At 62.0% G+C, this 21,113-nt stretch carries 22 protein-coding genes and 1 pseudogene; 14 read left to right on the forward strand and 9 right to left on the reverse strand.

The window, feature by feature from the left end; translation table 11 throughout:
* Positions 1-26: 26 nt before the first annotated feature.
* Together RSO67_RS07770 and RSO67_RS07775 are read left to right on the forward strand one after the other, a co-directional pair.
* The gene (locus RSO67_RS07770) at positions 27-3,257 is read left to right on the forward strand and encodes a bifunctional cytochrome P450/NADPH--P450 reductase (protein ID WP_315843021.1); all 3,231 of its coding nucleotides are present in this window, start codon (positions 27-29) and stop codon (positions 3,255-3,257) included.
* A gap of 166 nt (positions 3,258-3,423) precedes the next feature.
* Positions 3,424-4,401, forward strand: coding sequence for an alpha/beta hydrolase (locus RSO67_RS07775; protein WP_315843022.1), 978 nt, complete (start codon positions 3,424-3,426; stop codon positions 4,399-4,401).
* Positions 4,402-4,409: 8 nt separating this feature from the next.
* Here the strand turns inward: RSO67_RS07775 and RSO67_RS07780 are convergent, their stop codons facing one another.
* Both RSO67_RS07780 and RSO67_RS07785 read right to left on the reverse strand, forming a co-directional pair.
* Complete coding sequence (locus RSO67_RS07780) at positions 4,410-4,661, reverse strand: DUF6489 family protein (protein WP_068735746.1); 252 nt, start codon at positions 4,659-4,661, stop codon at positions 4,410-4,412.
* Positions 4,662-4,777: 116 nt separating this feature from the next.
* On the reverse strand, positions 4,778-6,031 hold the full coding sequence (locus tag RSO67_RS07785; protein WP_315843023.1) for an FAD-dependent oxidoreductase: 1,254 nt from the start codon (positions 6,029-6,031) through the stop codon (positions 4,778-4,780).
* A 253-nt stretch (positions 6,032-6,284) separates the two neighbouring features.
* Between RSO67_RS07785 and RSO67_RS07790 the strand changes: the two genes are divergently transcribed.
* From RSO67_RS07790 to RSO67_RS07810, 5 genes are read left to right on the forward strand one after another with little or no spacing between them, the layout of a single operon-like run.
* Positions 6,285-7,892: an ABC transporter substrate-binding protein gene (locus tag RSO67_RS07790; RefSeq protein WP_315843024.1), complete on the forward strand. Its 1,608-nt coding sequence runs from the start codon at positions 6,285-6,287 to the stop codon at positions 7,890-7,892.
* A 31-nt stretch (positions 7,893-7,923) separates the two neighbouring features.
* Complete coding sequence (locus RSO67_RS07795; protein ID WP_149531197.1) at positions 7,924-8,904, forward strand: ABC transporter permease; 981 nt, start codon at positions 7,924-7,926, stop codon at positions 8,902-8,904.
* A gap of 9 nt (positions 8,905-8,913) precedes the next feature.
* Positions 8,914-9,852: an ABC transporter permease gene (locus RSO67_RS07800; RefSeq protein WP_315843025.1), complete on the forward strand. Its 939-nt coding sequence runs from the start codon at positions 8,914-8,916 to the stop codon at positions 9,850-9,852.
* A 25-nt stretch (positions 9,853-9,877) separates the two neighbouring features.
* A complete protein-coding gene (locus RSO67_RS07805) occupies positions 9,878-10,885 on the forward strand; it encodes an ABC transporter ATP-binding protein (RefSeq protein WP_315843026.1) in 1,008 nt (335 codons plus the stop codon).
* The gene (locus RSO67_RS07810) at positions 10,882-11,895 is read left to right on the forward strand and encodes an oligopeptide/dipeptide ABC transporter ATP-binding protein (protein WP_315843027.1); all 1,014 of its coding nucleotides are present in this window, start codon (positions 10,882-10,884) and stop codon (positions 11,893-11,895) included. The genes RSO67_RS07805 and RSO67_RS07810 overlap by 4 nt, the downstream gene beginning before the upstream one ends.
* A 184-nt stretch (positions 11,896-12,079) precedes the next feature.
* Here RSO67_RS07810 and recA read toward each other — a convergent pair whose 3' ends face one another.
* On the reverse strand, positions 12,080-13,183 hold the full coding sequence (recA, locus tag RSO67_RS07815; RefSeq protein WP_089265133.1) for a recombinase RecA: 1,104 nt from the start codon (positions 13,181-13,183) through the stop codon (positions 12,080-12,082).
* Between the two features lie 400 nt (positions 13,184-13,583).
* Here recA and RSO67_RS07820 point away from each other — a divergent pair, with 400 nt between their 5' ends.
* The 5 genes from RSO67_RS07820 to RSO67_RS07840 all read left to right on the forward strand — a co-directional run bounded on the left by RSO67_RS07820 (position 13,584) and on the right by RSO67_RS07840 (position 16,393).
* Positions 13,584-13,895: a hypothetical protein gene (locus tag RSO67_RS07820; RefSeq protein WP_231079948.1), complete on the forward strand. Its 312-nt coding sequence runs from the start codon at positions 13,584-13,586 to the stop codon at positions 13,893-13,895.
* A gap of 242 nt (positions 13,896-14,137) precedes the next feature.
* The gene (locus RSO67_RS07825; protein WP_315843028.1) at positions 14,138-14,611 is read left to right on the forward strand and encodes a hypothetical protein; all 474 of its coding nucleotides are present in this window, start codon (positions 14,138-14,140) and stop codon (positions 14,609-14,611) included.
* Between the two features lie 602 nt (positions 14,612-15,213).
* Positions 15,214-15,627, forward strand: a complete 414-nt coding sequence (locus tag RSO67_RS07830) for a hypothetical protein (protein ID WP_315843029.1) — start codon at positions 15,214-15,216, stop codon at positions 15,625-15,627.
* Between the two features lie 73 nt (positions 15,628-15,700).
* Positions 15,701-16,000 (forward strand): hypothetical protein, encoded by a 300-nt coding sequence (locus tag RSO67_RS07835; RefSeq protein WP_315843030.1) that lies wholly within the window; start codon positions 15,701-15,703, stop codon positions 15,998-16,000.
* 165 nt (positions 16,001-16,165) lie between these two features.
* Entirely contained in the window at positions 16,166-16,393 is a 228-nt protein-coding gene (locus tag RSO67_RS07840) for a hypothetical protein (protein WP_068735728.1), read from the forward strand.
* A 183-nt stretch (positions 16,394-16,576) separates the two neighbouring features.
* Here the strand turns inward: RSO67_RS07840 and RSO67_RS07845 are convergent.
* Positions 16,577-16,873, reverse strand: a pseudogene (locus RSO67_RS07845) (acyl-CoA thioesterase); the annotation flags it as partial.
* A gap of 102 nt (positions 16,874-16,975) precedes the next feature.
* A complete protein-coding gene (locus tag RSO67_RS07850) occupies positions 16,976-17,293 on the reverse strand; it encodes a hypothetical protein (RefSeq protein WP_315843031.1) in 318 nt (105 codons plus the stop codon).
* A 293-nt stretch (positions 17,294-17,586) separates the two neighbouring features.
* Between RSO67_RS07850 and RSO67_RS07855 the strand changes: the two genes are divergently transcribed.
* Positions 17,587-17,796 (forward strand): DUF6894 family protein, encoded by a 210-nt coding sequence (locus RSO67_RS07855; RefSeq protein WP_315843032.1) that lies wholly within the window; start codon positions 17,587-17,589, stop codon positions 17,794-17,796.
* Positions 17,797-17,885: 89 nt separating this feature from the next.
* On the opposite strand, the gene RSO67_RS07860 is transcribed toward RSO67_RS07855, so the two are convergent.
* Entirely contained in the window at positions 17,886-18,167 is a 282-nt protein-coding gene (locus tag RSO67_RS07860) for a hypothetical protein (RefSeq protein ID WP_315843033.1), read from the reverse strand.
* A 145-nt stretch (positions 18,168-18,312) separates the two neighbouring features.
* Positions 18,313-18,603 carry an HdeA/HdeB family chaperone gene (locus RSO67_RS07865; protein ID WP_315844196.1) on the reverse strand — a complete coding sequence of 97 codons (291 nt, stop codon included), beginning with the start codon at positions 18,601-18,603 and terminating at the stop codon, positions 18,313-18,315.
* A gap of 230 nt (positions 18,604-18,833) precedes the next feature.
* Between RSO67_RS07865 and RSO67_RS07870 the strand changes: the two genes are divergently transcribed.
* Positions 18,834-19,073 carry a PilZ domain-containing protein gene (locus RSO67_RS07870; RefSeq protein ID WP_315843034.1) on the forward strand — a complete coding sequence of 80 codons (240 nt, stop codon included), beginning with the start codon at positions 18,834-18,836 and terminating at the stop codon, positions 19,071-19,073.
* Positions 19,074-19,080: 7 nt separating this feature from the next.
* Here the strand turns inward: RSO67_RS07870 and RSO67_RS07875 are convergent, their stop codons facing one another.
* On the reverse strand, positions 19,081-20,481 hold the full coding sequence (locus tag RSO67_RS07875; protein WP_315843035.1) for a caspase domain-containing protein: 1,401 nt from the start codon (positions 20,479-20,481) through the stop codon (positions 19,081-19,083).
* A 173-nt stretch (positions 20,482-20,654) separates the two neighbouring features.
* A complete protein-coding gene (locus tag RSO67_RS07880; RefSeq protein WP_315844197.1) occupies positions 20,655-20,894 on the reverse strand; it encodes a hypothetical protein in 240 nt (79 codons plus the stop codon).
* Positions 20,895-21,113: the final 219 nt, after the last annotated feature.

Raw genomic sequence — 21,113 nt, forward strand, 5'->3', positions numbered from 1 at the left:
GCATACGGGCAGGAAAGACTTTTGAAATGACGTCCACCAACAAACTCGCTCCGATCCCGCATCCGCCGAAGAAGCCGGTGGTGGGCAACATGCTGTCGCTGGACGCCAATGCGCCGGTGCAGGATCTGGCGCGGCTGGCCAAGGAGCTTGGACCGATCTTCTGGCTGGACATGATGGGCTCGCCCATCGTGATCGTTGGTGGCCACGATCTGGTGGACGAGCTCAGCGACGAGAAGCGCTTCGACAAGGCGGTGCGCGGGGCGCTGCGCCGGGTGCGTGCCGTCGGCGGCGACGGCCTGTTCACGGCGGATACCAAAGAGCCGAACTGGACCAAGGCCCACAACATCCTGCTGCAGCCCTTCGGCAACCGCGCGATGCAGTCCTATCACCCCAGTATGGTGGATATCGCCGAGCAGCTGGTGAAGAAATGGGAACGCCTCAACACCGATGAGGAGATCGACGTCGTCCATGACATGACCGCGCTGACGCTGGACACCATCGGCCTGTGCGGTTTCGACTATCGCTTCAACTCGTTCTACCGGAGCGATTACCACCCCTTCGTGGAATCGCTGGTGCGCTCGCTCGAGACCATCATGATGACCCGCGGCCTGCCGCTGGAAAGTCTGTGGATGCAGAAGCGCCGCCGCGATCTCGCCGGCGACGTCGCCTTCATGAATTCCATGGTGGACGAGATCATTGCCGAACGCCGCAAGGCCGCTGAGGCGGCGGACGGCAAGAAGGACATGCTGGCGGCGATGATGACCGGCGTCGACCGCGCCACCGGCGAACAACTCGACGACGTCAACATCCGCTACCAGATCAACACCTTCCTGATCGCCGGCCACGAGACCACATCGGGTCTGCTGTCATGTGCGATCTACGCGATGCTGAAACACCCGGAGGTGCTGAAGAAGGCCTATGAGGAAGTCGACCGCGTCTTCGGCCCCGATGTGAATGCCAAGCCGACCTATCAGCAGGTCACGCAGCTTCATTACATCACGCAGATCCTCAAGGAGTCGCTGCGGCTGTGGCCGCCGGCACCGGCCTATGGCATCGCGCCGGTGCAGGACGAGACCATCGGCGGCGGCAAGTACAAGCTGCGCAAGGGCACCTTCGTCACCATCCTGGTGCTGGCGCTACATCGCGATCCCTCGGTCTGGGGACCTAATCCCGATGCGTTCGATCCGGAAAACTTCTCGAAGGAAGCCGAAGCCGCACGACCGATCAACGCCTGGAAGCCGTTCGGAAACGGCCAGCGCGCCTGTATCGGCCGCGGCTTCGCCATGCATGAAGCGGCCCTGGCGCTCGGCATGATCCTGCAGCGGTTCAAGATGACCGACCACAAGCGCTACCAGATGGTGCTGAAGGAAACGCTGACCATCAAGCCCGATGGTTTCAAGATCAAGGTGCGACCGCGCCACGATCACGAGCGCGGCGCCTATGCGGGCCGCACTGGCGCAGCGACTGCGGCCGCGCCGATCGCACCCGTCGCCACCGGCCGTGCGCGGCCGAGCCATAACACACCGCTGCTGGTGCTGTACGGCTCCAATCTCGGCACCGCCGAGGAACTGGCGACGCGCGTCGCCGATCTCGCAGAGGTCAACGGCTTTGCGACGAAACTCGCGCCGCTGGATGACTTTGTCGGCAAGCTGCCGACCGAGGGCGGCGTCCTCATTTTTTGCGCGTCCTACAATGGCGCGGCGCCCGACAACGCCACGCAATTCGTCAACTGGCTGGGCACCGACCTGCCCAAGGACGCCTTTGCCAAGGTGCGCTATGCCGTGTTCGGCTGCGGCAACAGCGACTGGCTCGCGACCTATCAGTCGATCCCTAGATATATCGACGACAAGCTCCGCGAACATGGCGCGACCAACGCCTATGTCCGCGGCGAAGGCGATGCGCGCGACGATCTCGACGGTCAGTTCGAAGCCTGGTTCGCGAAACTGCGTCCGCTCGCGGTGAAGGAATTCGGCCTCGACACCGGCTTCGAGCGCAGCGCCGACGATGCGCCGCTCTATCAGATCGAACCTGTAGCACCGAGCGCGGTGAACACCGTCGTTGCGCTCGGCGGCGTGGTCCCGATGAAGGTGCTGACCAATCGCGAGTTGCAGAACGGTGCGTCGGATCGCTCGACACGTCATATCGAGATCGAGCTGCCTGCCGGGACCAGCTACCGCGTCGGCGACCACCTCAGCGTGGTGCCGCGCAACGATCCCGCGCTTGTTGATGCGGTCGCGCGCCGCTTCGGCTTCCTGCCGGACGATCAGATCCGGCTGCAGGTCGCGACGGGCCGCCGCGCGCAACTGCCGGTCGGTGATGTCGTCTCTGTCGGCCGATTGCTGACGGAGTTCGTCGAGCTGCAGCAGGTCGCCACCCGCAAGCAGATCCAGATCATGGCGGAGAACACGCGCTGCCCGATGACCAGACCGAAATTGCTCGGTTATGTCGGCGACGATCCCGCGGCAAGCGAGCGCTATCGCAGTGACATCCTCGCCAAACGCAAATCGGTGTTCGACCTCCTCGAAGAACATCCAGCCTGCGAATTGCCGTTCCACACCTATCTGGAAATGCTGTCGCAGCTGGCGCCGCGCTATTATTCGATCTCGTCGTCGCCGCATGGTGAGACGTCACGCTGCAGCGTCACCACAGCCGTCGTTCAAGGCCCGGCGCATTCGGGCCGCGGGATCTATCGAGGCGTCTGCTCCAACTATCTCAGCGGCCGCCGCGCCGGCGATACCGTGCATGCGATCGTGCGCGAAACCAAGGCCGGCTTCCGCCTGCCCGCCGATCCCCTGGTGCCGCTGATTATGATCGGACCCGGAACAGGTCTCGCGCCGTTCCGCGGCTTCCTGCAGGAACGCGCCGCACTCAAGGCGCAAGGTGCGACGCTTGGCCCCGCGCTGCTGTTCTTCGGCTGCCGCCATCCCGATCAGGACTTTCTCTATGCCGAGGAGCTGAAGGGTTTCGCTGCCGATGGTATCTGTGAACTACACACCGCCTTCTCGCGCGGCGATGCGCCGAAAACCTATGTGCAGCACCTCATCACCCAGCAGAAGGACCGCGTCTGGGATCTGATCCAGCAGGGCGCCATTACTTATGTCTGCGGGGACGGCGGCAAGATGGAGCCGGACGTGAAAGCGGCGCTGATGGCGATCCAGCGCGAGCGCAACGGCGGCGATGAGACTGCGGCGCTGACCTGGATCGACGACCTCGGCACACGCAATCGCTACGTGCTCGACGTCTGGGCCGGGAGTTAGCGAGAGGCTGATACCAGTTCCATTGTCACAATCGCTGTCACAAAAGCCCGCGCGCACTGTCATAATTGCCATACGCGCAATCTCTCATTAATCGCTGCGACGATTTGTTTGGCGCATGACGCGGTTGTCACTTTTTCGCAGGGGCTTTCCGTGTCATATGTTTGACATGAGCCCACGTTCCGCCCGATCCCCCGAACCGATTGATGTCCCGTACGAGCCGCCACAGCTGGCGCGCGCGAACGGGATCGATATCTGTTACGATATCTTCGGCTATTCGGACGCGGAACCGATGGTGATGATCATGGGCCTCGGCGCTCAGATGATTCACTGGGACGACGACTTCTGCCGCGAACTGGCCAGCAATGGCTTTCGCGTGATCCGTTTCGACAACCGCGACATCGGCCTGTCCTCCAAGATGGCCGGCGGCAAGCCGTTCACTCTGTTCGAGCTGGCGAAGCTGCGCTTCCTCGGTACGCCCGTCTCCGCTCCCTACAAGCTGAGCGACATGGCGACCGATGTGGTGGCCCTGCTCGACGTGCTGCGCATCCGCTCCACGCATGTGGTTGGCGCCTCCATGGGCGGCATGATCGCGCAAGAAATGGCGATCACCTATCCGGAGCGCCTGCGCTCGCTGACCTCGATCATGTCGACCACCGGCAATCCGCGCCTGCCGCAGCCGAGCCGCGCGGTGTCGCTATTGCTGCTGAAGCCGCAGCCGACCGGTTACGAGGCATTCCTCGAACGCTTCAAGCAGACCTGGCTGTTCCTGCGCGTCGGCAGCTTCCCGGATGACGAAGCCAGGGATCTCGACCGCGCCGAACGGACCTATGCGCGCGGCCTGAGCCCCGCGGGCGTCGGCCGCCAACTCCGCGCCATCCTCGCGTCGGGCAGCCGTAAAGAGCGTCTCGCCACGGTCACCGCGCCGACGCTGGTGATCCACGGCAAGATCGATCCTCTGGTGCATCCGGCCGCCGGCCGCGATACGGCGGCGTCGATTCCCGGCGCAAAACTGATGATGGTCGACCGGATGGGCCACGCCCTGCCCATCTCGATGTGGTCCCTGGTGATCGACGCCATCTCGCGGCATGCGCATGGCGCGAAGCTGCAGCAGCCGCTGCAGGCCAACACGCGCCGCGCGGGCTGAGCGCGCGTCTACTTCTTGTCCTTCGGCTTCACACCAAGGCCCGCCATGTTGGCGAACATCTCCTGGAAGCGCTCGCCCATCTTCGGATCGAACGAGAACCAGCTCTGCATGATGGACTCCGGCGAGAACTTGTCGATGTTGTCCATCATCTTCTTCTGCATCTGATCCATCATCGCCGACTGCATCGGCTGCACATCAGGCAGCCCCAGGAATTCGCGCGCCTCAAGCGGCGTACAGTCCACGGTGACGATCACTTTCATTATCAGCTCCTGAGGCAAACCGGCCGCTCACGCGAACATGGCGACGCAGCGGCAGTATCGCCGCTGACGCCCGCCCGATGCAAGCGATGTGACATCTACATTGCAGTTGCGAGATGTTAGCCGAAACGCTCAGCCGCGAAGGCTTTGGGATCGGTGAACGGCGTGACGCCCGTCACCATGTCCGCAATTAGGCGGCCGGTCACCGGCCCCAGCGTGAAGCCATGGTGCTGATGGCCGAAATCGAACCACAGGCCCTTGTGGCGCGGCGCCTTGCCGATCACTGGTAGCATGTCCGGCAGGCATGGTCGCGCGCCCATCCAGGGCTTCGCCTCGACGGGATTGCCGAGCGGAAAGGTCTGCCGTGCGATCGGCAGCGCCCGTTCGATCTGCGCCGGCGTCGGCGGCGCATCGCGGAGCGCGAATTCGGCGCCGGTGGTCAGCCGGATGCCGCGATTCATCGGCGCCAGCAGATAGCCGCGATCGGCATCGAGAACCGGATGGCGCAGCACCGCATTGCCGGATGGCGCCAGATGGATGTGATAGCCGCGCTTGCTCTTGAGCGGGATATTGTAGCCGAGCGGCCGAAACACCTGATCCGACCATGGCCCGAGCGCAACCACGACATCGCGCGCGACCAGCGCCCCGTTCGGCCCGGCCACGCGCCATTTGCCGTCGCTCTGCTCCAGCGTCCGGGCGTCGGCGGCAATGAAGCGACCGCCCTTGCGGATGAACAGTGCGGCATAGGCTTTCGCAAGGCCGCCGGGATCGGGCACGAAGCCCGGCGACGTCCAATGGATGGCACCGGCAAAATCGTTGGACAGGTTCGGCTCCTGCTCCGCAATGGCGGCGGCGTCCAGAACGTCGCCCGGTACGCCATAGGCGCGATGGCGTTCGAGATCCGCGATGCCTTTCGCCAGTGTAGCCTCGGAGCGAAACGCGTTGATCCATCCCATCCGGCGCAGCAACTCCGGCACGCCGGCCTCCGCGATCAGGGCCTCGTGCTCGATCAGGCTGCGCTGGATCAGCGGCAGCGCCGCCATCGCACTGCGGAGCGCTCCCTCGGGCGACGAGTTCAGGAAATATCTGACGATCCACGGCAGCATGCCGGGCAGCGCGTTGAGATGATAGTGCACCTCCGGCGCGCGGTTCAGCGCATATTTGAACAGCTTGGTGAGGTCGCGCGGCAGCATATAAGGGAAAACCGAACAGCACTGGATCAGCCCGGCATTGCCATAGCTGGTTTCCTCGCCGGCCTTCTCATGCCGGTCGACCAGCACCACATTGCGGCCGCGTGCCTGCAGATGTAGCGCTGCCGAGACACCGACCATACCTGCGCCAAGCACAAGCACATCAGCCTTGAGTTCCGCCATTCCTGCTCCGAAATCTTGCCGTTCTGGCGGTCCTGTTAGCGCTGTGTCGTGACCGAATGATGCACGCGCGCAATGCGTAGAATTGCTTATACCCAATCCTAGCAAGGATTACGCCAGCCACTTCATTGTGCAGCGCATAGCTGACAAATGCCGCTTGCGCAGCGTGCAATCTCCGCCAACAATGTGACACTCGCTCAACTGTCGGGCGGCCGCGTCGTGATGCAATCGCGGTTATGCAATGGAGAAGCTCAGTATGTCGATCCGCCAGACGTTCATTGCCGCCGCTGCATCGCTGATTGCCTTCGCCACAGTTTCTGCCTCCATACTGCCCGCCTCCGCACAAACGCTGCGCTATGCCAATCAGGGCGACCTGAAATCGCTCGATCCCTATACGCTGCGCGAGACCACGACGATCGCCCATCACGGCCAGGTCTATGAAGGCCTCGTCGGGCGCGGCAAGGATCTGCAGATCATCCCGGCGCTCGCCGAAAGCTGGGAAACACCGGAGCCGACGCGCTGGCGCTTCCATCTGCGCAAGGGTGTCAAATTCCATAATGGCGATCCCTTCACCGCCGATGATGTCGTGTTCTCCGCCGACCGCGTGCGCGCCAAGGGCTCCGACTTCACGACCGTCATTCCGGCCGATGCCAAGGTGCTCAAGATCGACGACTACACCGTCGATTTCGTGCTGACCAAGCCCAATCCCATCCTGACGTCGCAATGGGACGTCTGGTACATCATGGACAAGAAATGGGCGGAGGCGAATAATGCCAACGCGCCAACGCCGGCCGCGGCGACCTCGCCAAGCTTCGCGTCGTTGAATGCGAATGGCACCGGCCCTTTCACCATCGAAAGCCATCAGCCGGGCGTGAAGACCGTCTTCAAGGTCAATCCGAACTGGTGGGGCAAGCCCGAGCATAATCTCAAGGAGATCATCTTCACGCCGATCGCCTCCGACGCTACCCGCGTGGCGGCGCTGCTGTCCGGCGAAGTCGATATCATCGAGCCGGTGCCGGTGCAGGACATCGCCCGCGTCAATGGATCAGCCAATGCCGCCGTGATGGCCGGGCCGGAGCTGCGCACCATCTTCCTCGGCATGGACCAGATCCGCGACGAGCTGCTGTTCTCGAACATCAAGGGCAAGAATCCGTTCAAGGATATCCGCGTCCGCGAGGCCTTCTACAAGGCCATCGATATCGAGCTGATCAAGAGCCGCGTCATGCGCGGCTTGTCGACACCATCCGCTTTGATGATCGCGCCGCCGCTGTTCAAGCTCTCCGGCGACTTCACGCGGCCGAAATACGACGCCGACGGTGCCAAGAAACTGCTGGCCGATGCCGGTTATCCCGACGGATTCGAAGTCGGCATGGATTGCCCGAATGATCGCTATGTCAATGACGCTGCGATCTGTCAGGCCGTGGTCGGCATGCTCGCACGCATCGGGGTGAAGGTAATCCTGAACGCGCAGCCGAAGGCGCTGTATTTTGCCAAGGTCTTCAAGACCGGCGGCTTCAACACCTCATTCTATCTGCTCGGCTGGACACCGGGCACGCAGGATTCGCACAATGTGATGCATGACATCATGGGCTGCCGGGATGATCCGAACAGCCCGCGCGGCGCCACCAATCTCGGCGGCTATTGCAACAAGCAGTTCGACGCGTTGACGGATCAGGTGCTGCAGGAGACCGACACCACCAAGCGCGACCAGCTCATCAAACAGGCCTATGAGATCGCCGCCAAGGACTGGGCCTATATCCCGCTGCACCAGCAGGCGCTGGCCTGGGGCGTCTCCAAGAAGGTGAAGATCGTGCAGCGCCCGGACAACCAGGTGCTGCCATACTGGGCGGTGAAGCAGGACTAGGCGGCACCCAAGCGGAAAGCGAAGGTCACGCATGCTCGCTTTCATCCTGCGTCGCGCCCTGCAGTCCATTGGTGTGATGATTGCCGTCGGCATCATCGCCTTCACCATGTTCCGCTTCGCCGGCGATCCCGTGAACCAGATGGTGGCCATCGACACCACGCCGGCGCAGCGCGCCGAGGTGCGCGCATCGCTCGGCCTCGACGACCCCGTGCCGGTGCAATTCGCGCGCTACTTCATCAATGCCGTACAGTTCAAGTTCGGCGTCTCCTACCAGTTTCGCCAGCCGGTCTCGGCGCTGCTGAAGGAGCGCATGCCGGCAACCCTGGAGCTCGCCACCTGCGCCACGGTGATCGCCATGGTGTTCGGCATCCTGATGGGCATCTATTCGGCGCTGCGGAAGGATTCGTTCTTCGCCAAGGTGCTGCAGGCGGTGTCGCTGATCGGCATCTCGCTGCCGACCTTCCTGATCGGCATTCTCCTGATCTATCTGTTCGCTGTCACGCTCGGCTGGCTGCCCTCTTTCGGGCGCGGCGATGTCGTCAAGTTCGGCTGGTGGACCACCGGTCTGCTGACGATCTCAGGCCTGAAGGCGCTGATCATGCCGTCAGTCACGCTCGGCCTGTTCCAGATGACGCTGATCATGCGCCTCGTCCGGGCCGAGATGCTGGAAGTGCTGCGCACCGACTATATCCGCTTCGCGCGCGCACGGGGACTCACCACTCGGGCGATCCATTTCGGTCATGCGCTCAAGAACACGCTGGTGCCGGTCATCACCGTGGCCGGGCTGCAATTCGGCTCAGTCATCGCATTTGCGATCATCACCGAGACGGTGTTTCAGTGGCCGGGCATGGGACTGCTGTTCGTGCAGGCCGTGCAGAATGTCGATATCCCGATCATGGCGGCCTATCTCCTGGTGGTGTCGCTGATCTTCGTCACCATCAACCTGATCGTGGACATCCTCTACACCATCGTCGATCCGCGCCTGCGCGCGACGATCAACCGGCCGGCATGAGGGTGTGACATGACCGACGCGCCCGTCCCCCGCACACCGTCCCTCCTCGCCCGCGCGATGGACAGCGATATCTTCTATTCGTTCCGCCGCTCCAGGCTCACCATGGTCGCAGCTGGGGTCGTGTTCGTGCTGCTGATGATGGCGCTGTTCGCGCCTGTGCTGGTGGTGCAGAACCCGTTCGATCCGGCGCAGCTTGAACTGATCAACTCCCGCATCTCGCCGCTGTGGACGGCGGAGGGCCAGAGGCCGTTCCTGCTCGGCACCGACGAACAGGGCCGCGATATCTATTCGGCGATCCTCTACGGCATGCGCATCTCGCTGGTGGTCGGCGTGCTCGGCGTGAGTTTCGCGGCCGTCCTCGGTATCGGGCTCGGTCTGATCGCCGGCTATGTCGGCGGCGCCGTCGACAGCCTGATCATGCGCATCGCCGATGTGCAGCTCACCTTTCCGGCCATCCTGATCGCGCTGCTCATCGACGGCGTCGTGAAGTCCGCGCTCGGCAATCATCTCGATGCCTCGACCACGCTGATCGTGCTGGTGGTGGCCATCGGGCTGAGTTTCTGGGTGCAATATGCCCGGACCGTGCGCGGCTCGGTGATGGTGGAGAAGAACAAGGACTATGTCGCGGCTGCGCAGCTGATCGGCCTGCCTGCGCGGGTGATCATGATCCGCCACGTGTTGCCCAACACCATGGGGCCGATCCTGGTGATCGCCACCATCAATCTGGCGCTCGCGATCATCACCGAGGCGACGCTGTCGTTTCTCGGCTCCGGCATGCCGGACACGATGCCGTCGCTGGGCACGCTGATCCGCATCGGCAACAACTATCTGTTCTCCGGCGAATGGTGGGTCATCGCCTTTCCCGGCCTCGCGCTGGCCTCGCTGATCCTGTCGATCAACCTGCTCGGCGACTGGCTGCGCGATGCGCTGAATCCGAAGCTGCAATGATGCCTCACCTCAAGCAGTGCCCGATATGAGCGTGCCCGTCCTCTCCGTGCGCAACCTGCGCGTCGAATTCGCCAGCCGCCGCGGCGCACTGCGTGCCATCGACGGCGTGTCCTTCGACATCGCCAAGGGCGAGGTGCTGGGCGTGGTCGGCGAATCCGGCGCCGGGAAATCGGTGACGGGACTTGCGGCCATCGGCCTGATCGATCCACCCGGACGGATCGCAGGCGGCGAGATCCTGCTGTCGGGCCTGCGCATCGACAACCTGCCGCCGGAGGCGATGCGCCGGATTCGCGGCAAGCGCATCGCCATGATCTTTCAGGATCCGCTGACCAGCCTTAATCCGCTTTATAAAATTGGCGACCAGCTGGTGGAGACCATCCGCACGCATCTCAACATGAACGAGACGCAGGCACGCAAGCGCGCGGTGGATCTGCTCGCCGAGGTCGGCATTCCCGCGCCGGACAAGCGCGTCGATGCCTATCCGCATGAATTTTCCGGCGGCATGCGGCAGCGCGTGGTGATCGCGCTGGCGATCGCGGCCGAGCCCGAACTGATCATCGCCGACGAGCCGACCACCGCGCTCGATGTCTCCGTGCAGGCGCAGATCATTGCGCTGATCAAGCGGCTCGGCCGCGACCACGGCACGGCGGTGATGCTGGTCACCCACGATATGGGCGTGATTGCAGAAACCTCCGACCGCGTGGCCGTGATGTATTCCGGGCGTATCGCCGAGATCGGCCCGGTGCGCGACGTGGTGCAGAACCCGCTGCATCCCTATGCCAAGGGGCTGATGGGCGCGATCCCGACGCTGACCGGCGACGCGTCGCAGCGGCTGGTGCAGATTCCGGGAAGCATGCCGCGGCTGTCGGCCATTCCGCAGGGCTGTGCGTTCAATCCGCGCTGCAGTTTTGCGTTCGACCGCTGTCGTATCGAGCGGCCGGAGCCAATCGCTGTCGGCGCCCAGCAGGTCGCCTGTCATCTCTATGATCCCGATCATCTCCATGATCATGCTCCTGCGGAGAGCGCGGCATGACGGCGCTGGTGCAGGCACGCAATCTCAAACGCGCCTTCGATGTCTCGAAGCCATGGCTCAACCGGGTGATCGAGCGCAGCCCGATGGAGTTTCTGAAAGCCGTCGACGGGGTCTCCTTCGAGATCAAGCGCGGCGAGACCTTTGCGCTGGTCGGCGAATCCGGCTCGGGCAAGAGCACGGTGGCGCGGATGGTGGTCGGGCTGCTGCCGCCGACATCCGGCGACGTGATCATCGACGGCGTCTCGATGAGCGATCCCGCACAGGCCGGCGCGCGCAAGCTGCTGCGCAAGCGCATCCAGATGATCTTTCAGGATCCCTATGCCAGCCTCAATCCGCGGCTGCGCGTCGATGCCATCATCGCCGAGCCGATCCGCGCCTTCGATCTCATTCAGGGCGAGCGCGACATCCGCGCGCGGGTCGGCGAATTGCTGACTTTGGTGGGCCTGCATCCCGACGACGGGCAGAAATATCCGCATCAGTTCTCCGGCGGCCAGCGCCAGCGTATCGCCATTGCCCGCGCGCTCGCCTCCGAGGCCGAATTCATCGTCTGCGACGAGCCGACCTCGGCGCTGGATGTGTCGGTGCAGGCGCAGATTCTCAACCTGATGCGCGAGCTGCAAGATAAATTCGGCCTGACCTATCTGTTCATCAGCCACAACCTTGCCGTGGTCAGGCACATGGCCGACCGGATCGGCGTGATGTATCTCGGCCGAATCGTGGAGATTGCGGAAGGGCGCGAACTTTTCCGCGCGCCGCGCATGCCCTATACGCGCATGCTGCTCGGCGCCGTGCCGGATCTGGCCATGTCAGGCCGCGCACGCATCGCGGTCTCCGGCGAGATTCCGAATCCGATCGATCCGCCCTCCGGCTGCACGTTTCATCCGCGCTGCCCGGAAGTGTTCGATCTCTGTCGTAAAGTCGTGCCGGATCTGATCGACGGCGTCGCCTGTCATGCGGTCAACAAACTCATCGCGCCACCAAGCGAGGCTGTCCCCGCCGGGCGGCGATAATTGCGATCAGCGTGCACTCAGATCAGGGCGCCCTGAAACGACAACGCGGCAGGCACCGCAGGGTATCGGCAACAGACCCCCACAGCACCCACCGCGAAATCATTCAGCCGACACTGTCGGCTGCAAGACCGGTCCGGCAAGATCACTGCGCATGAACGTCAGTGCGTCTCCGGACCCTATCCGATCAATCTTCTGCCGGCTCCTCGCCGTCACCGCCGTCTTCGTCGCGCTCAATGGGACCGGCGAGAATCTGCTCGGCGATCAGGCCGGAATTCTGCCGGATCGAGGCTTCGATCTTGGCGGTCATGTCCGGATTGGCCTTGAGAAACGCCTTGGAGTTCTCGCGGCCCTGGCCGAGACGCTGGCTGTCATAGGAGAACCAGGCGCCGGACTTCTCGACGATGCCAGCTTTCACGCCGAGATCGAGGATTTCGCCCATCTTGGAGACGCCTTCGCCATACATGATGTCGAATTCGACCTGCTTGAAAGGCGGCGCCAGCTTGTTCTTCACGACCTTGACGCGGGTCGAATTGCCGACCACTTCGTCGCGCTCCTTGATCGCGCCGATGCGGCGGATGTCGAGACGGACCGAAGCGTAGAATTTCAGCGCATTGCCGCCGGTGGTGGTTTCCGGCGAACCATACATCACACCGATCTTCATGCGGATCTGGTTGATGAAGATCACCATCGTATTGGATTTGTTGATCGAAGCGGTCAGCTTGCGCAGCGCCTGGCTCATCAACCGCGCTTGAAGTCCGGGCAGCGCGTCGCCCATTTCGCCTTCGAGTTCGGCGCGCGGCACCAGCGCTGCCACGGAGTCGATGATCAGCACGTCCACCGCGCCGGAGCGCACCAGCGTGTCGGCGATTTCCAGCGCCTGTTCGCCGTGATCCGGCTGCGAGATCAGGAGTTCATCGACATTGACGCCCAGCTTGCGGGCATAGACCGGGTCGAGCGCGTGTTCGGCGTCGATGAAGGCGCAGATGCCGCCCTTCTTCTGGGCTTCCGCGGCGCAATGCAGCGCCAAAGTGGTCTTGCCCGAGGATTCCGGTCCGTAGATCTCGATCACGCGGCCCTTCGGCAGCCCGCCGACGCCGAGCGCGATATCGAGGCCGAGCGAGCCCGACGAAATCACCTCGATGTCCATCGACCGGTCGTTCTTGCCGAGCTTCATCACCGAGCCCTTGCCGAACTGGCGCTCGATCTGGGAGAGCGCGGCCGACAGGGCCTTGGTCTTGTCCATGGAGGATCCTTCAACGATACGCAGGGCAGTCGGAGTGGTAGCCATTGATCTAGCTCCTTATGAAGGGATTCGCGACAGGACAAACGGCAAGCGCCAAAGGATGGCGGCGCTGTTCGGGTTAAAAACAATGTACCCCATCTGTTCTATGTTCGCAATATGTTCTTTTGGAATTTTGGGTACCGGCCTGTTTTCGACCGCAGTGGCCAGGTTTGATTTGAGCAGTGGCCTGATTTGATTTCGCCGCAATTATAAAGTTCCGTTAACGCAACCAGAGGAGGTTGCATTGAACAACGACACTCCAGTTTTCCACGCATTCAAACACGGTATCTGGATGGGTATAGGCACTCGCGCTGCAATTGCTGCGCGAGGTTATGATTGCGATGGCATCGTTCATTGGTGCCCGAACAACCTGTTGATAGGCGGCTGGCGCGATCGGTGATTGATCATGACCAACGACAACCCGACAAGTCTTCGTATGGGGTTCGGCTACCATCAGGCTCGAAAATCTGGCCTAGGCGGCATCCGCGCCGATCGATCTCCCAACCAAGTAAACCGGGACACGCGCGAAAATAAAGCTGCGAGGCAGTTGCGCGAGGAAGCCGAAGCCGATCCCGACTGGGGCCCGTTTATAGAGCATTGGATTTTGGACGGTATCAGCGCAGAGGTCACGCTAAATGCTCTGTGGCGCAGCCAAGCTTATATGAGCTTTAAGAGTCGGGGCTATTCCCGCAAAACAACGTCTCGTTATTGGTGGTAAGGTCGCCTTAGTGGGCGGCCTCTTTCATTTTTTGCTTTCCGGCGGCATAGGCCCTCAGTGTCGCAGATCAGGCTTGGAGCATTGCGCAGTTAGCGGATATCACACTCGCTGTAGCGCCCTCGATGCAAAAAGAGACGCCGCCGGACTGGCGCCGAAAGTTCTTGGTAATTCAAGGCGGCAAACAATAGCGTCCCCAATGCAATTGCCGTAGCCTCTCCCTGCAACTAGGGGGAGGCTTTGCCATGGCCGCAGGAGAAATCGCCGCTGCCGTTACTGGCATCCGCGCGGCGCTTGATATCACTAAGGCAATGGTAGGTTTGCGCGACGCTGAGGCTTTTCGCGCCAAGTCCATTGAGCTTCAAGCTGTTGTCTTGGACGCTTTCGAGAAGGCCATAGAAGCCCGCGAGACTTATTCCACGCAGGCTGATCGCATACGATCGCTTGAAGCAGAAGTGGCGAATCTTAAAACATGGGACGCTGAGAAGCAGCGCTATGAACTTAAGACTGTCGGGCATGGGGCGGTGGCTTACATGTTGAAGCCAGATGCACGGGGCACCGAAACACCGCATTGGCTCTGTCCTAACTGCTTCGCGAAAGGTCAAAAGGCTTTTTTCCAGCCGGACGGAAGAAAAGTTGGTCGCGATAGCATCTACCTTTGCGCAGGATGCAGAGGGCAAATGATCGTCACATATGCCGCTACGTGGGATCCGACTTAGTCGCCCATTTTGATTTTCAGAGTGGCCTAATTTCGGCCAGTACCAGAATTTGGGTACCGGCCTCCTTTGAACCTGCGAGTGGCGATGACAAACCCTAGAATAGCCATGGCATGTTTGGTTATTGTCGTCCTGACGGCCGCCTTTTTCGTCGTCGATGCGCGCACCTCTTGCCAACAACAGCACGGGCCGGACTATCGCTGCATCCCGAGCGGGCGGAATCTGGTCAGGTAGTCATCACCTGAAGTGGCCCCTTTTGCATCGAGTGCCGGATTGATGAAGAAACTCACGACCATCATTCACTTCATCTGGGCAATCTCTGCAGTTACGTTGGGTACGACAATAGGCGCTCTGTACGGGTGGGAGCATCATGGGTGGATTGGTGCCATCGCCCTTGGCTTCGTTGGATTCTGTTTCGGCACGCTTGCTGCGGCTTCCCCTCAAATGGTCATGCAAATCCTTCGCTAGCCTCAGTGGCCCGGTTCGAAAACGGCAGCCGCCCGATTGGAACTATCGAGCCACCTTTGAACCTTCTGCGCGCTTCCCGCACAACAGGATGTCCGCATCGCTCATGCGTTCAATCCGACATGGGAAGGTCACACGCCGTGAAGACGATCGCACTGCTCTCCGCCGCTGCCCTATTGCTCGTCGAACTCAGCGGCGCGATGCCCAGGTCGAGCGTGGGTGGCCCGCTGACCATCATGCTGATCATGTTTATCGCCATGCTGGCGGTGGGAATTCACGAGGCCTGGACAAAGAAGCGCGGCCCGCTTGGATGGATCGCGAGCATTGTCGCTTCGGTCATCGGCGGCTTCGTGGCGGCGAGCCTGGTCGGCGTGGTCATGGACATGATAGGCCCGCACCTGCACCTCAACGGGTCGCTCGCGTCCTCGCAACATCCTCTGCTCTATATCTCGCTCGCGGGCATGGCGATCCTCACGGTGCTCGGATCATGGATCACGCTGCAGATCCCAGGCTGGGTCCTGAAGCCCAGCGAAGCACCCCATAGCGGTGCATGAGGCAAGTCCCCTTCTTTGAACCTTTGTGCAGCTTTCCCGCACAACAGGGGGTGAAGCCAGCGAGTGAAATCCGATGAACAGAAATCAGCGCATGGTCGTGGTAACAGCACTCTGCGTGATCGCAACCGTGCTGGCATTTACATTTCTCGTCTGGTCACACGGGCACATTTCCAACGCCGCAAAATTTGTCGTCTTCTATACGAACACCGATCCCCATTTCCCCGGCCTCGTCAACTATTGGGGCATCTATATTCGGCACGGTCTTGCCGGATATCTGCTCGGTCTGATTGCGCCCATCTGCCTTCTGGCGGTCGCTGCATTCGTTGCCCTGGGCAGGCCTTCATCGGGCGATCTGGGGACGTTACCAAGGTAAGACCGCCTCGGGACACGGCCTCTTTTGGTCATTGCGGCGGCTTGAACGGGCCGGACGCCGGGGTCACCCCAAGGCAGGCAAGTCCGGTCACCGCAGGCGGCGGGCCCGCACACTCTGGACAGTTCCCTGTCACCACTTTAGAACGCTTCTAGCCAGGGAGCGTGGATGCCCAAGCCAAAGAAAACCGCCGCCGAACTTCAGAAGATCATTCGAGAAGCCGCCGCAATCGCCGGGCCATGGCCCAAGAACATGAGCGTGATCATCTATTCGCTCGATGACAGCTGGCGCGTCATCGTCAGCTACTCGGATCCGGCCCAGACCCCCTTTCGCGACCGGTTGATGGAGATCTGCCGGGGCCTCGCCCATTTCTACGATCTGGACGAGCCGGCCTAGAGTCGCCCGGTGCCGCGCACCGGGCCCATGGCACCTGTGCCTTATCCGGCGAGATGCATCTCGCGTGTGGCGATCAGGTCGCGGATCGGTTGCGCGATCGGCACCGGACGATGGGTCTTTTGATCGGTATTGACCCAGACGATCTCGCCCGTCGCAAACAGATCGCTCGGCTGCGCGCGCGAAGATGCCGAGTTCGAACACCAGACTGGAATTGCCGATCCGCGCCACGCGCGCGGCGACATCCAGCTCCTGATCGAACAGGATCGGCGCCTTGTATTCGATCACCGATTTGACGACGTGAAAGTCGACGCCGCTCACTTTCGCATCGGCAAACTGGTCATAGCCGAGCGCACGAAAATATTCGGTAATGGTCGTATCGAAGTAAGTGAGATAGTGCGCGTTGAACACGACGCCCTGGCCATCGATCTCGGAATAGCGCACCCGAAACGGGTGGAAGAACCAGAACCGGTCGCGCGACATATGCCCCTCGCCTATGATGGCGGCTTCGATCTCCGCCCTGATGCTCCCTAGCCTCTCTTGCGCAGCGAAGCCAGCCGCCGCAGGGAGACCTCATGCCGCAACTCAGGTCCGCTTGATTGCTTTCAGCACAATGAAAATGTGCGACGCAGCGATGATCACCGACGCCAGCATGAGTCCGAGATTGGCGCCGTGAACCTTCTCCGGTGCGAAGGTCGTCGCCGTCCAGATGATCAGGCGCACCGTCAGCATGAAGATGACCATGCCCCACAGTGCAATCCGCTTCGGCGCATCCCAAGTCGGTTTGCCGTCGAAGCCCCATTGCATCGCGATGCGCTCACCTGCAATTCGCGGCTCGCCATAGAGGTTGCACCCGATCATCACGACCAGAGCACATGCAAATACGATATCGGCCGACGACATGATTGCCCCTATGTGAAATCGCGGCCGGATGACGCCCGCATCTCATCCCATCATACCGCAACGATCATGGCGCCCCATACCATGGCGGCCTTCGATGACAACCCAGAGATGCATCACGGCTCCGAAAACGGATCCCTGCACGCGACGAGCCGCGCAAAAAAACCGTTTATTTGCCGCAAATTTTGCACATTTCTATCGACGCGCGGAACAAGTTGGTTTAGCGGTATCATCGTCTTACAGCAACCTCAGGTGCTGCAGACGATTTACGCGCGCGCCAGCTGTGGTCGTTTCCCGTGCCTCGATTTTTCTTTCATATTATCGCCGAAAACACGTTCCTCGACGATGAAGGGACGAGCTTCAAGGACGATCAGGAAGCGATGCTGCACGCACGACAGCTCGCACTGGAGATGGTGCGCAGCCTCGGCACGATAAAGGGCGCGATCGTCGTCGAGAACGAAGACAGCGGCGGATTGTTCGAAGTGCCGCTGTCCTGGAGCAACTGACACAAGCGCATATTTCAATGGCTGCGCGCAGGCTTCCGTCAATTTGCGCGCCCGGCGGCACGAGCCGCCGATGCCACGTCATCGCCTGATCAATTCGCAGCGCTGCCGGTCTTGGTGCGTGGCTGCTTCGCGGGCGCAGCCGCCTTCGGCGCATCGCTGCGCACATTGCCCCATGGATCGGCCGCAGCCTTGGTGTCGGGAATCTTGCGCAGCGACTCGCGATACGCCTTCTCGGTGATCGCGTCCTGCTCTTTCTCTTCCGCCGATTTGGTCTTCACCTCCGGCATCAGGTTCATCATCTGCGCGGCGGCCGGTCCGGTCAGAAGCGCGAGCGCTGCGACGACGCTGAATAGTTTGCTGGATCGTTTCATGGCACCAAAGCTCCGTGAATTTCGGAGGCGTTATACCACCGGCCATTCGGGCACGCCAAGCGCCTGACGCAAGGCACCCCGTCGTGCCTCACGCAGGTTGAAACCTTCGGAAACCGGGAAACCCGGGCGCTGGCCCGGACTGGGCCTAGTCGCCCAGCACTTTCTCCGCGGCCGTCACGATGCTGATGGTCGGGTGCGCCGCGCAATAGGTGCCGAACTTCTTGGCGTTCTCGACGAACACCTCGGTATCGATGATCGCATCGTCCGAGTCGCCCTTGTACCAGCCGTCCATCCAGGTCAGCACCATCTTGATCTCGTCGGGGCCGGACTCGACGAATTGCTTGCAGGACATGGTGGACAGATCGAGCACGACAGCCTGGGCCGGCGCGGCAGAGAACATGGCAGCGGCAGTCAATAAGGCGCAGGCGAATTTCATCATGGTCCCCTTCCCCGAAAAATGACGCCGGCCGATGGCTGGCTGAGCGTCCAACGGCCCGACGGTATCATGGAGCCCATTTCCTTGATTTGATATTTTTATGAAATCTTCTGATCCTTCAGAACTTCACGAAGGATGAACAGACGGGTCCGGATTTCCAGAATCGGCTTTATCGGCCGGCAAGATCGCGGTGCTAGACGTGGCGCATGCAGACGATGCGGACGACGACCATGATCGAGAAACGAGCGGCTCCTCGACACCGGGTTCTGAAGCGCGGCACGCTGGCCTTCGGCGGCGGCGGTATCGATTGCACCGTCCGCAACCTATCGGCCTCCGGCGCGCGGGTTGATATCGCAAGCCCGCTCGGCCTGCCGCAGAATTTCGTGCTGGTGATCGAGGCGGATCACTTCATCCGCCGCTGCCGGCCGGTCTGGAATAACGACCGCCAGCTCGGCGTAGCGTTCGAGTAGGCGTCCGTCAGTAGCGCCCGCGGCCGCCATAGTTGCCGCCACCGTAACCGCCATAGCCTCCGCCGCCGTAATAGATGCGCGGCACCGGCTCGTAATAGACCGGCGGCGCACGGCGGACGATGACCTCTTCCTCGACGATCTCGCGGCCGCGCCGCGGTGGTGGCGATGGCTTGTCGGCGCGCTTCTTCGCAGGCTCGGTGGCTTTCTCGGCCTTCTTCGACGCAGGCGCTGCCGCGGGCGGCGCGCCGCACGGACATGTCGGGCCGGGTCCGGCCAACGCGACATTGGTCGGTGCGGTCGCCGTCGCATCCGGTACCGGCTTGTTGCGCGTGCGCTCCTCGAGCTTCTGCGCGGTCGACGTCAGATCGCTATCGGGATATTTCGCCAGAAAGTCGCGATAGGACGGCGCGGTGTTGGTGATGACGGCGTTATTCCACGCCACCATCTTGTAGTGACGGTCGAGCCATTCTTTCGCCTGCGGGCCGAGCGGCGGCTCGGCATAGAGGCCGACAAAGGCCTCATAGGCTTCCACCGACCCATCCGAGACGATCAGGTTGTTGGCGTCCTGCACCGGCTTGCCCTGCAGCTCCTTGCGCCATTGATCGACGGTCTTCTTTGTCACGGCCGGCTTGGCGCCGGCATCAGTGCCAAAGAAACGGAAGTCATTGACCAGCGACGAACTCTCCCACGGCGTTTGCCGGCCTTCGGTGGCCTGATTGACCGATAGCCGCACGCGCTTGAACGCATCCTCGATCGGCAGGCCCGGCTCGCGGCCGGCCTTCAGCAGTGCCGTCGTATAGGGGCTGTTGCCGTCCTTGCCGTCTTCGGCCTCGGCGCCGGGCGATGTGGAGAATGACAGCAAGGTGCCGGGCGTGCCGAATTTCACATCGACCTGGGCGAGCCCGCGGCCGGTGGTCTTGCTGATGGCCGGAAACGGATTGTTGCGGCAGGCATCGAGCAGAATGATGCGGCTCTTGCTCGGCACGGATGTCAGCGTGTTCAGGATGTCGTTAAGGCGCACCGCCTGCAGCGGAATATCGGCTTCGCGCTTCGGATCGATATCGACCGGCACCAGATAGTTCTCGCCGTCGATCTGCAGACCGTGACCGGCATAGAACACCAGAGCCACCGTGTCGGGCCCCTTGGCGGACACATTGGCGGCGAAGCCGGCGATCCTGGCGCGCAGATCGCTCTGCGACAGGTCCGTGGCCGACTGCACCTCGAAGCCGGCATCGCCGAGCATCTGCGCCATGGCCTTGGCGTCATTGACCGGATTGGGGAGCGGCGCGATGGACCGATAGGAGGACTGCCCAATCACCAGCGCCAGGCGGCTCTCGGCCAAAGCGGCTGTTGAGCCGAGCATCACCGTGGCTGCAACGATCGCGCTGCGAATGACAGGACGAACCATCGAACAGTCTCCCCGGCCAAGCCAGCTCGCGCGACGGATAATTCCCCGCCTGATTCAACTGAAATCAGGATGGCCGCACGCCAACAATGCGACGGCCTGCCGCTGCCCAATTTGGTCGCTGTCAACGTAAGCGCGGTTCACGGGAACCGCGTGCGACATGTGCTGCCCGACGATTACTTTTTCTTCGCAGCCGTTGTAGGCGCGGGAGCTGGCGCGACGCCGCCCCATGGATCATATTTTTCCTTGGGAGTCGGAACGCGTTCCAAGGCGGCCTTGTAGGCCTTCTCGTCGATCTTCGGCTTTTCGGGCGCGGGCGCATGATCGCTGCCGCCGCGCTTGCCGCCGCCCATCTGTGCGTTCGCCGGCGCAGCCAGAAGCGCCACTGCCGCGATCGCCAATACCAATGCTCTCATCATGGGTCCCTCCGGCGCCTTGATAGCCCGACGTGCAGGCCATTTTCCAGCCCCAACATGGCAAGGCCGCGACCATCGACCGCAGGTCCGCCCGTCCCCGGAAACGCGCGAATAGTCCGGCACCCGCCACCCCGGCCGGCCCATATCCGCTGAAAACACAGGCTTTTCAGCGACCGTTTGGTGAACGACCGGTTGCACATTCCCGTCAAATTTCGCGTC

The organism is Tardiphaga sp. 709 (genome assembly GCF_032401055.1).
In the GTDB taxonomy this organism is placed as follows: domain Bacteria; phylum Pseudomonadota; class Alphaproteobacteria; order Rhizobiales; family Xanthobacteraceae; genus Tardiphaga.

What these genes read in the sequence shown, in the direction of transcription:
- RSO67_RS07770 (WP_315843021.1), top strand. Translation starts at nt 27, where the DNA reads ATGACGTCCACCAACAAACTCGCTCCGATCCCGCATCCGCCGAAGAAG.
- RSO67_RS07775 (WP_315843022.1), top strand. Translation starts at nt 3,424, where the DNA reads ATGAGCCCACGTTCCGCCCGATCCCCCGAACCGATTGATGTCCCGTAC.
- RSO67_RS07780 (WP_068735746.1), bottom strand. Translation starts at nt 4,661, where the DNA reads ATGAAAGTGATCGTCACCGTGGACTGTACGCCGCTTGAGGCGCGCGAA.
- RSO67_RS07785 (WP_315843023.1), bottom strand. Translation starts at nt 6,031, where the DNA reads ATGGCGGAACTCAAGGCTGATGTGCTTGTGCTTGGCGCAGGTATGGTC.
- RSO67_RS07790 (WP_315843024.1), top strand. Translation starts at nt 6,285, where the DNA reads ATGTCGATCCGCCAGACGTTCATTGCCGCCGCTGCATCGCTGATTGCC.
- RSO67_RS07795 (WP_149531197.1), top strand. Translation starts at nt 7,924, where the DNA reads ATGCTCGCTTTCATCCTGCGTCGCGCCCTGCAGTCCATTGGTGTGATG.
- RSO67_RS07800 (WP_315843025.1), top strand. Translation starts at nt 8,914, where the DNA reads ATGACCGACGCGCCCGTCCCCCGCACACCGTCCCTCCTCGCCCGCGCG.
- RSO67_RS07805 (WP_315843026.1), top strand. Translation starts at nt 9,878, where the DNA reads ATGAGCGTGCCCGTCCTCTCCGTGCGCAACCTGCGCGTCGAATTCGCC.
- RSO67_RS07810 (WP_315843027.1), top strand. Translation starts at nt 10,882, where the DNA reads ATGACGGCGCTGGTGCAGGCACGCAATCTCAAACGCGCCTTCGATGTC.
- recA (WP_089265133.1), bottom strand. Translation starts at nt 13,183, where the DNA reads ATGGCTACCACTCCGACTGCCCTGCGTATCGTTGAAGGATCCTCCATG.
- RSO67_RS07820 (WP_231079948.1), top strand. Translation starts at nt 13,584, where the DNA reads ATGACCAACGACAACCCGACAAGTCTTCGTATGGGGTTCGGCTACCAT.
- RSO67_RS07825 (WP_315843028.1), top strand. Translation starts at nt 14,138, where the DNA reads ATGGCCGCAGGAGAAATCGCCGCTGCCGTTACTGGCATCCGCGCGGCG.
- RSO67_RS07835 (WP_315843030.1), top strand. Translation starts at nt 15,701, where the DNA reads ATGAACAGAAATCAGCGCATGGTCGTGGTAACAGCACTCTGCGTGATC.
- RSO67_RS07840 (WP_068735728.1), top strand. Translation starts at nt 16,166, where the DNA reads ATGCCCAAGCCAAAGAAAACCGCCGCCGAACTTCAGAAGATCATTCGA.
- RSO67_RS07850 (WP_315843031.1), bottom strand. Translation starts at nt 17,293, where the DNA reads ATGTCGTCGGCCGATATCGTATTTGCATGTGCTCTGGTCGTGATGATC.
- RSO67_RS07860 (WP_315843033.1), bottom strand. Translation starts at nt 18,167, where the DNA reads ATGAAACGATCCAGCAAACTATTCAGCGTCGTCGCAGCGCTCGCGCTT.
- RSO67_RS07865 (WP_315844196.1), bottom strand. Translation starts at nt 18,603, where the DNA reads ATGAAATTCGCCTGCGCCTTATTGACTGCCGCTGCCATGTTCTCTGCC.
- RSO67_RS07870 (WP_315843034.1), top strand. Translation starts at nt 18,834, where the DNA reads ATGATCGAGAAACGAGCGGCTCCTCGACACCGGGTTCTGAAGCGCGGC.
- RSO67_RS07875 (WP_315843035.1), bottom strand. Translation starts at nt 20,481, where the DNA reads ATGGTTCGTCCTGTCATTCGCAGCGCGATCGTTGCAGCCACGGTGATG.
- RSO67_RS07880 (WP_315844197.1), bottom strand. Translation starts at nt 20,894, where the DNA reads ATGAGAGCATTGGTATTGGCGATCGCGGCAGTGGCGCTTCTGGCTGCG.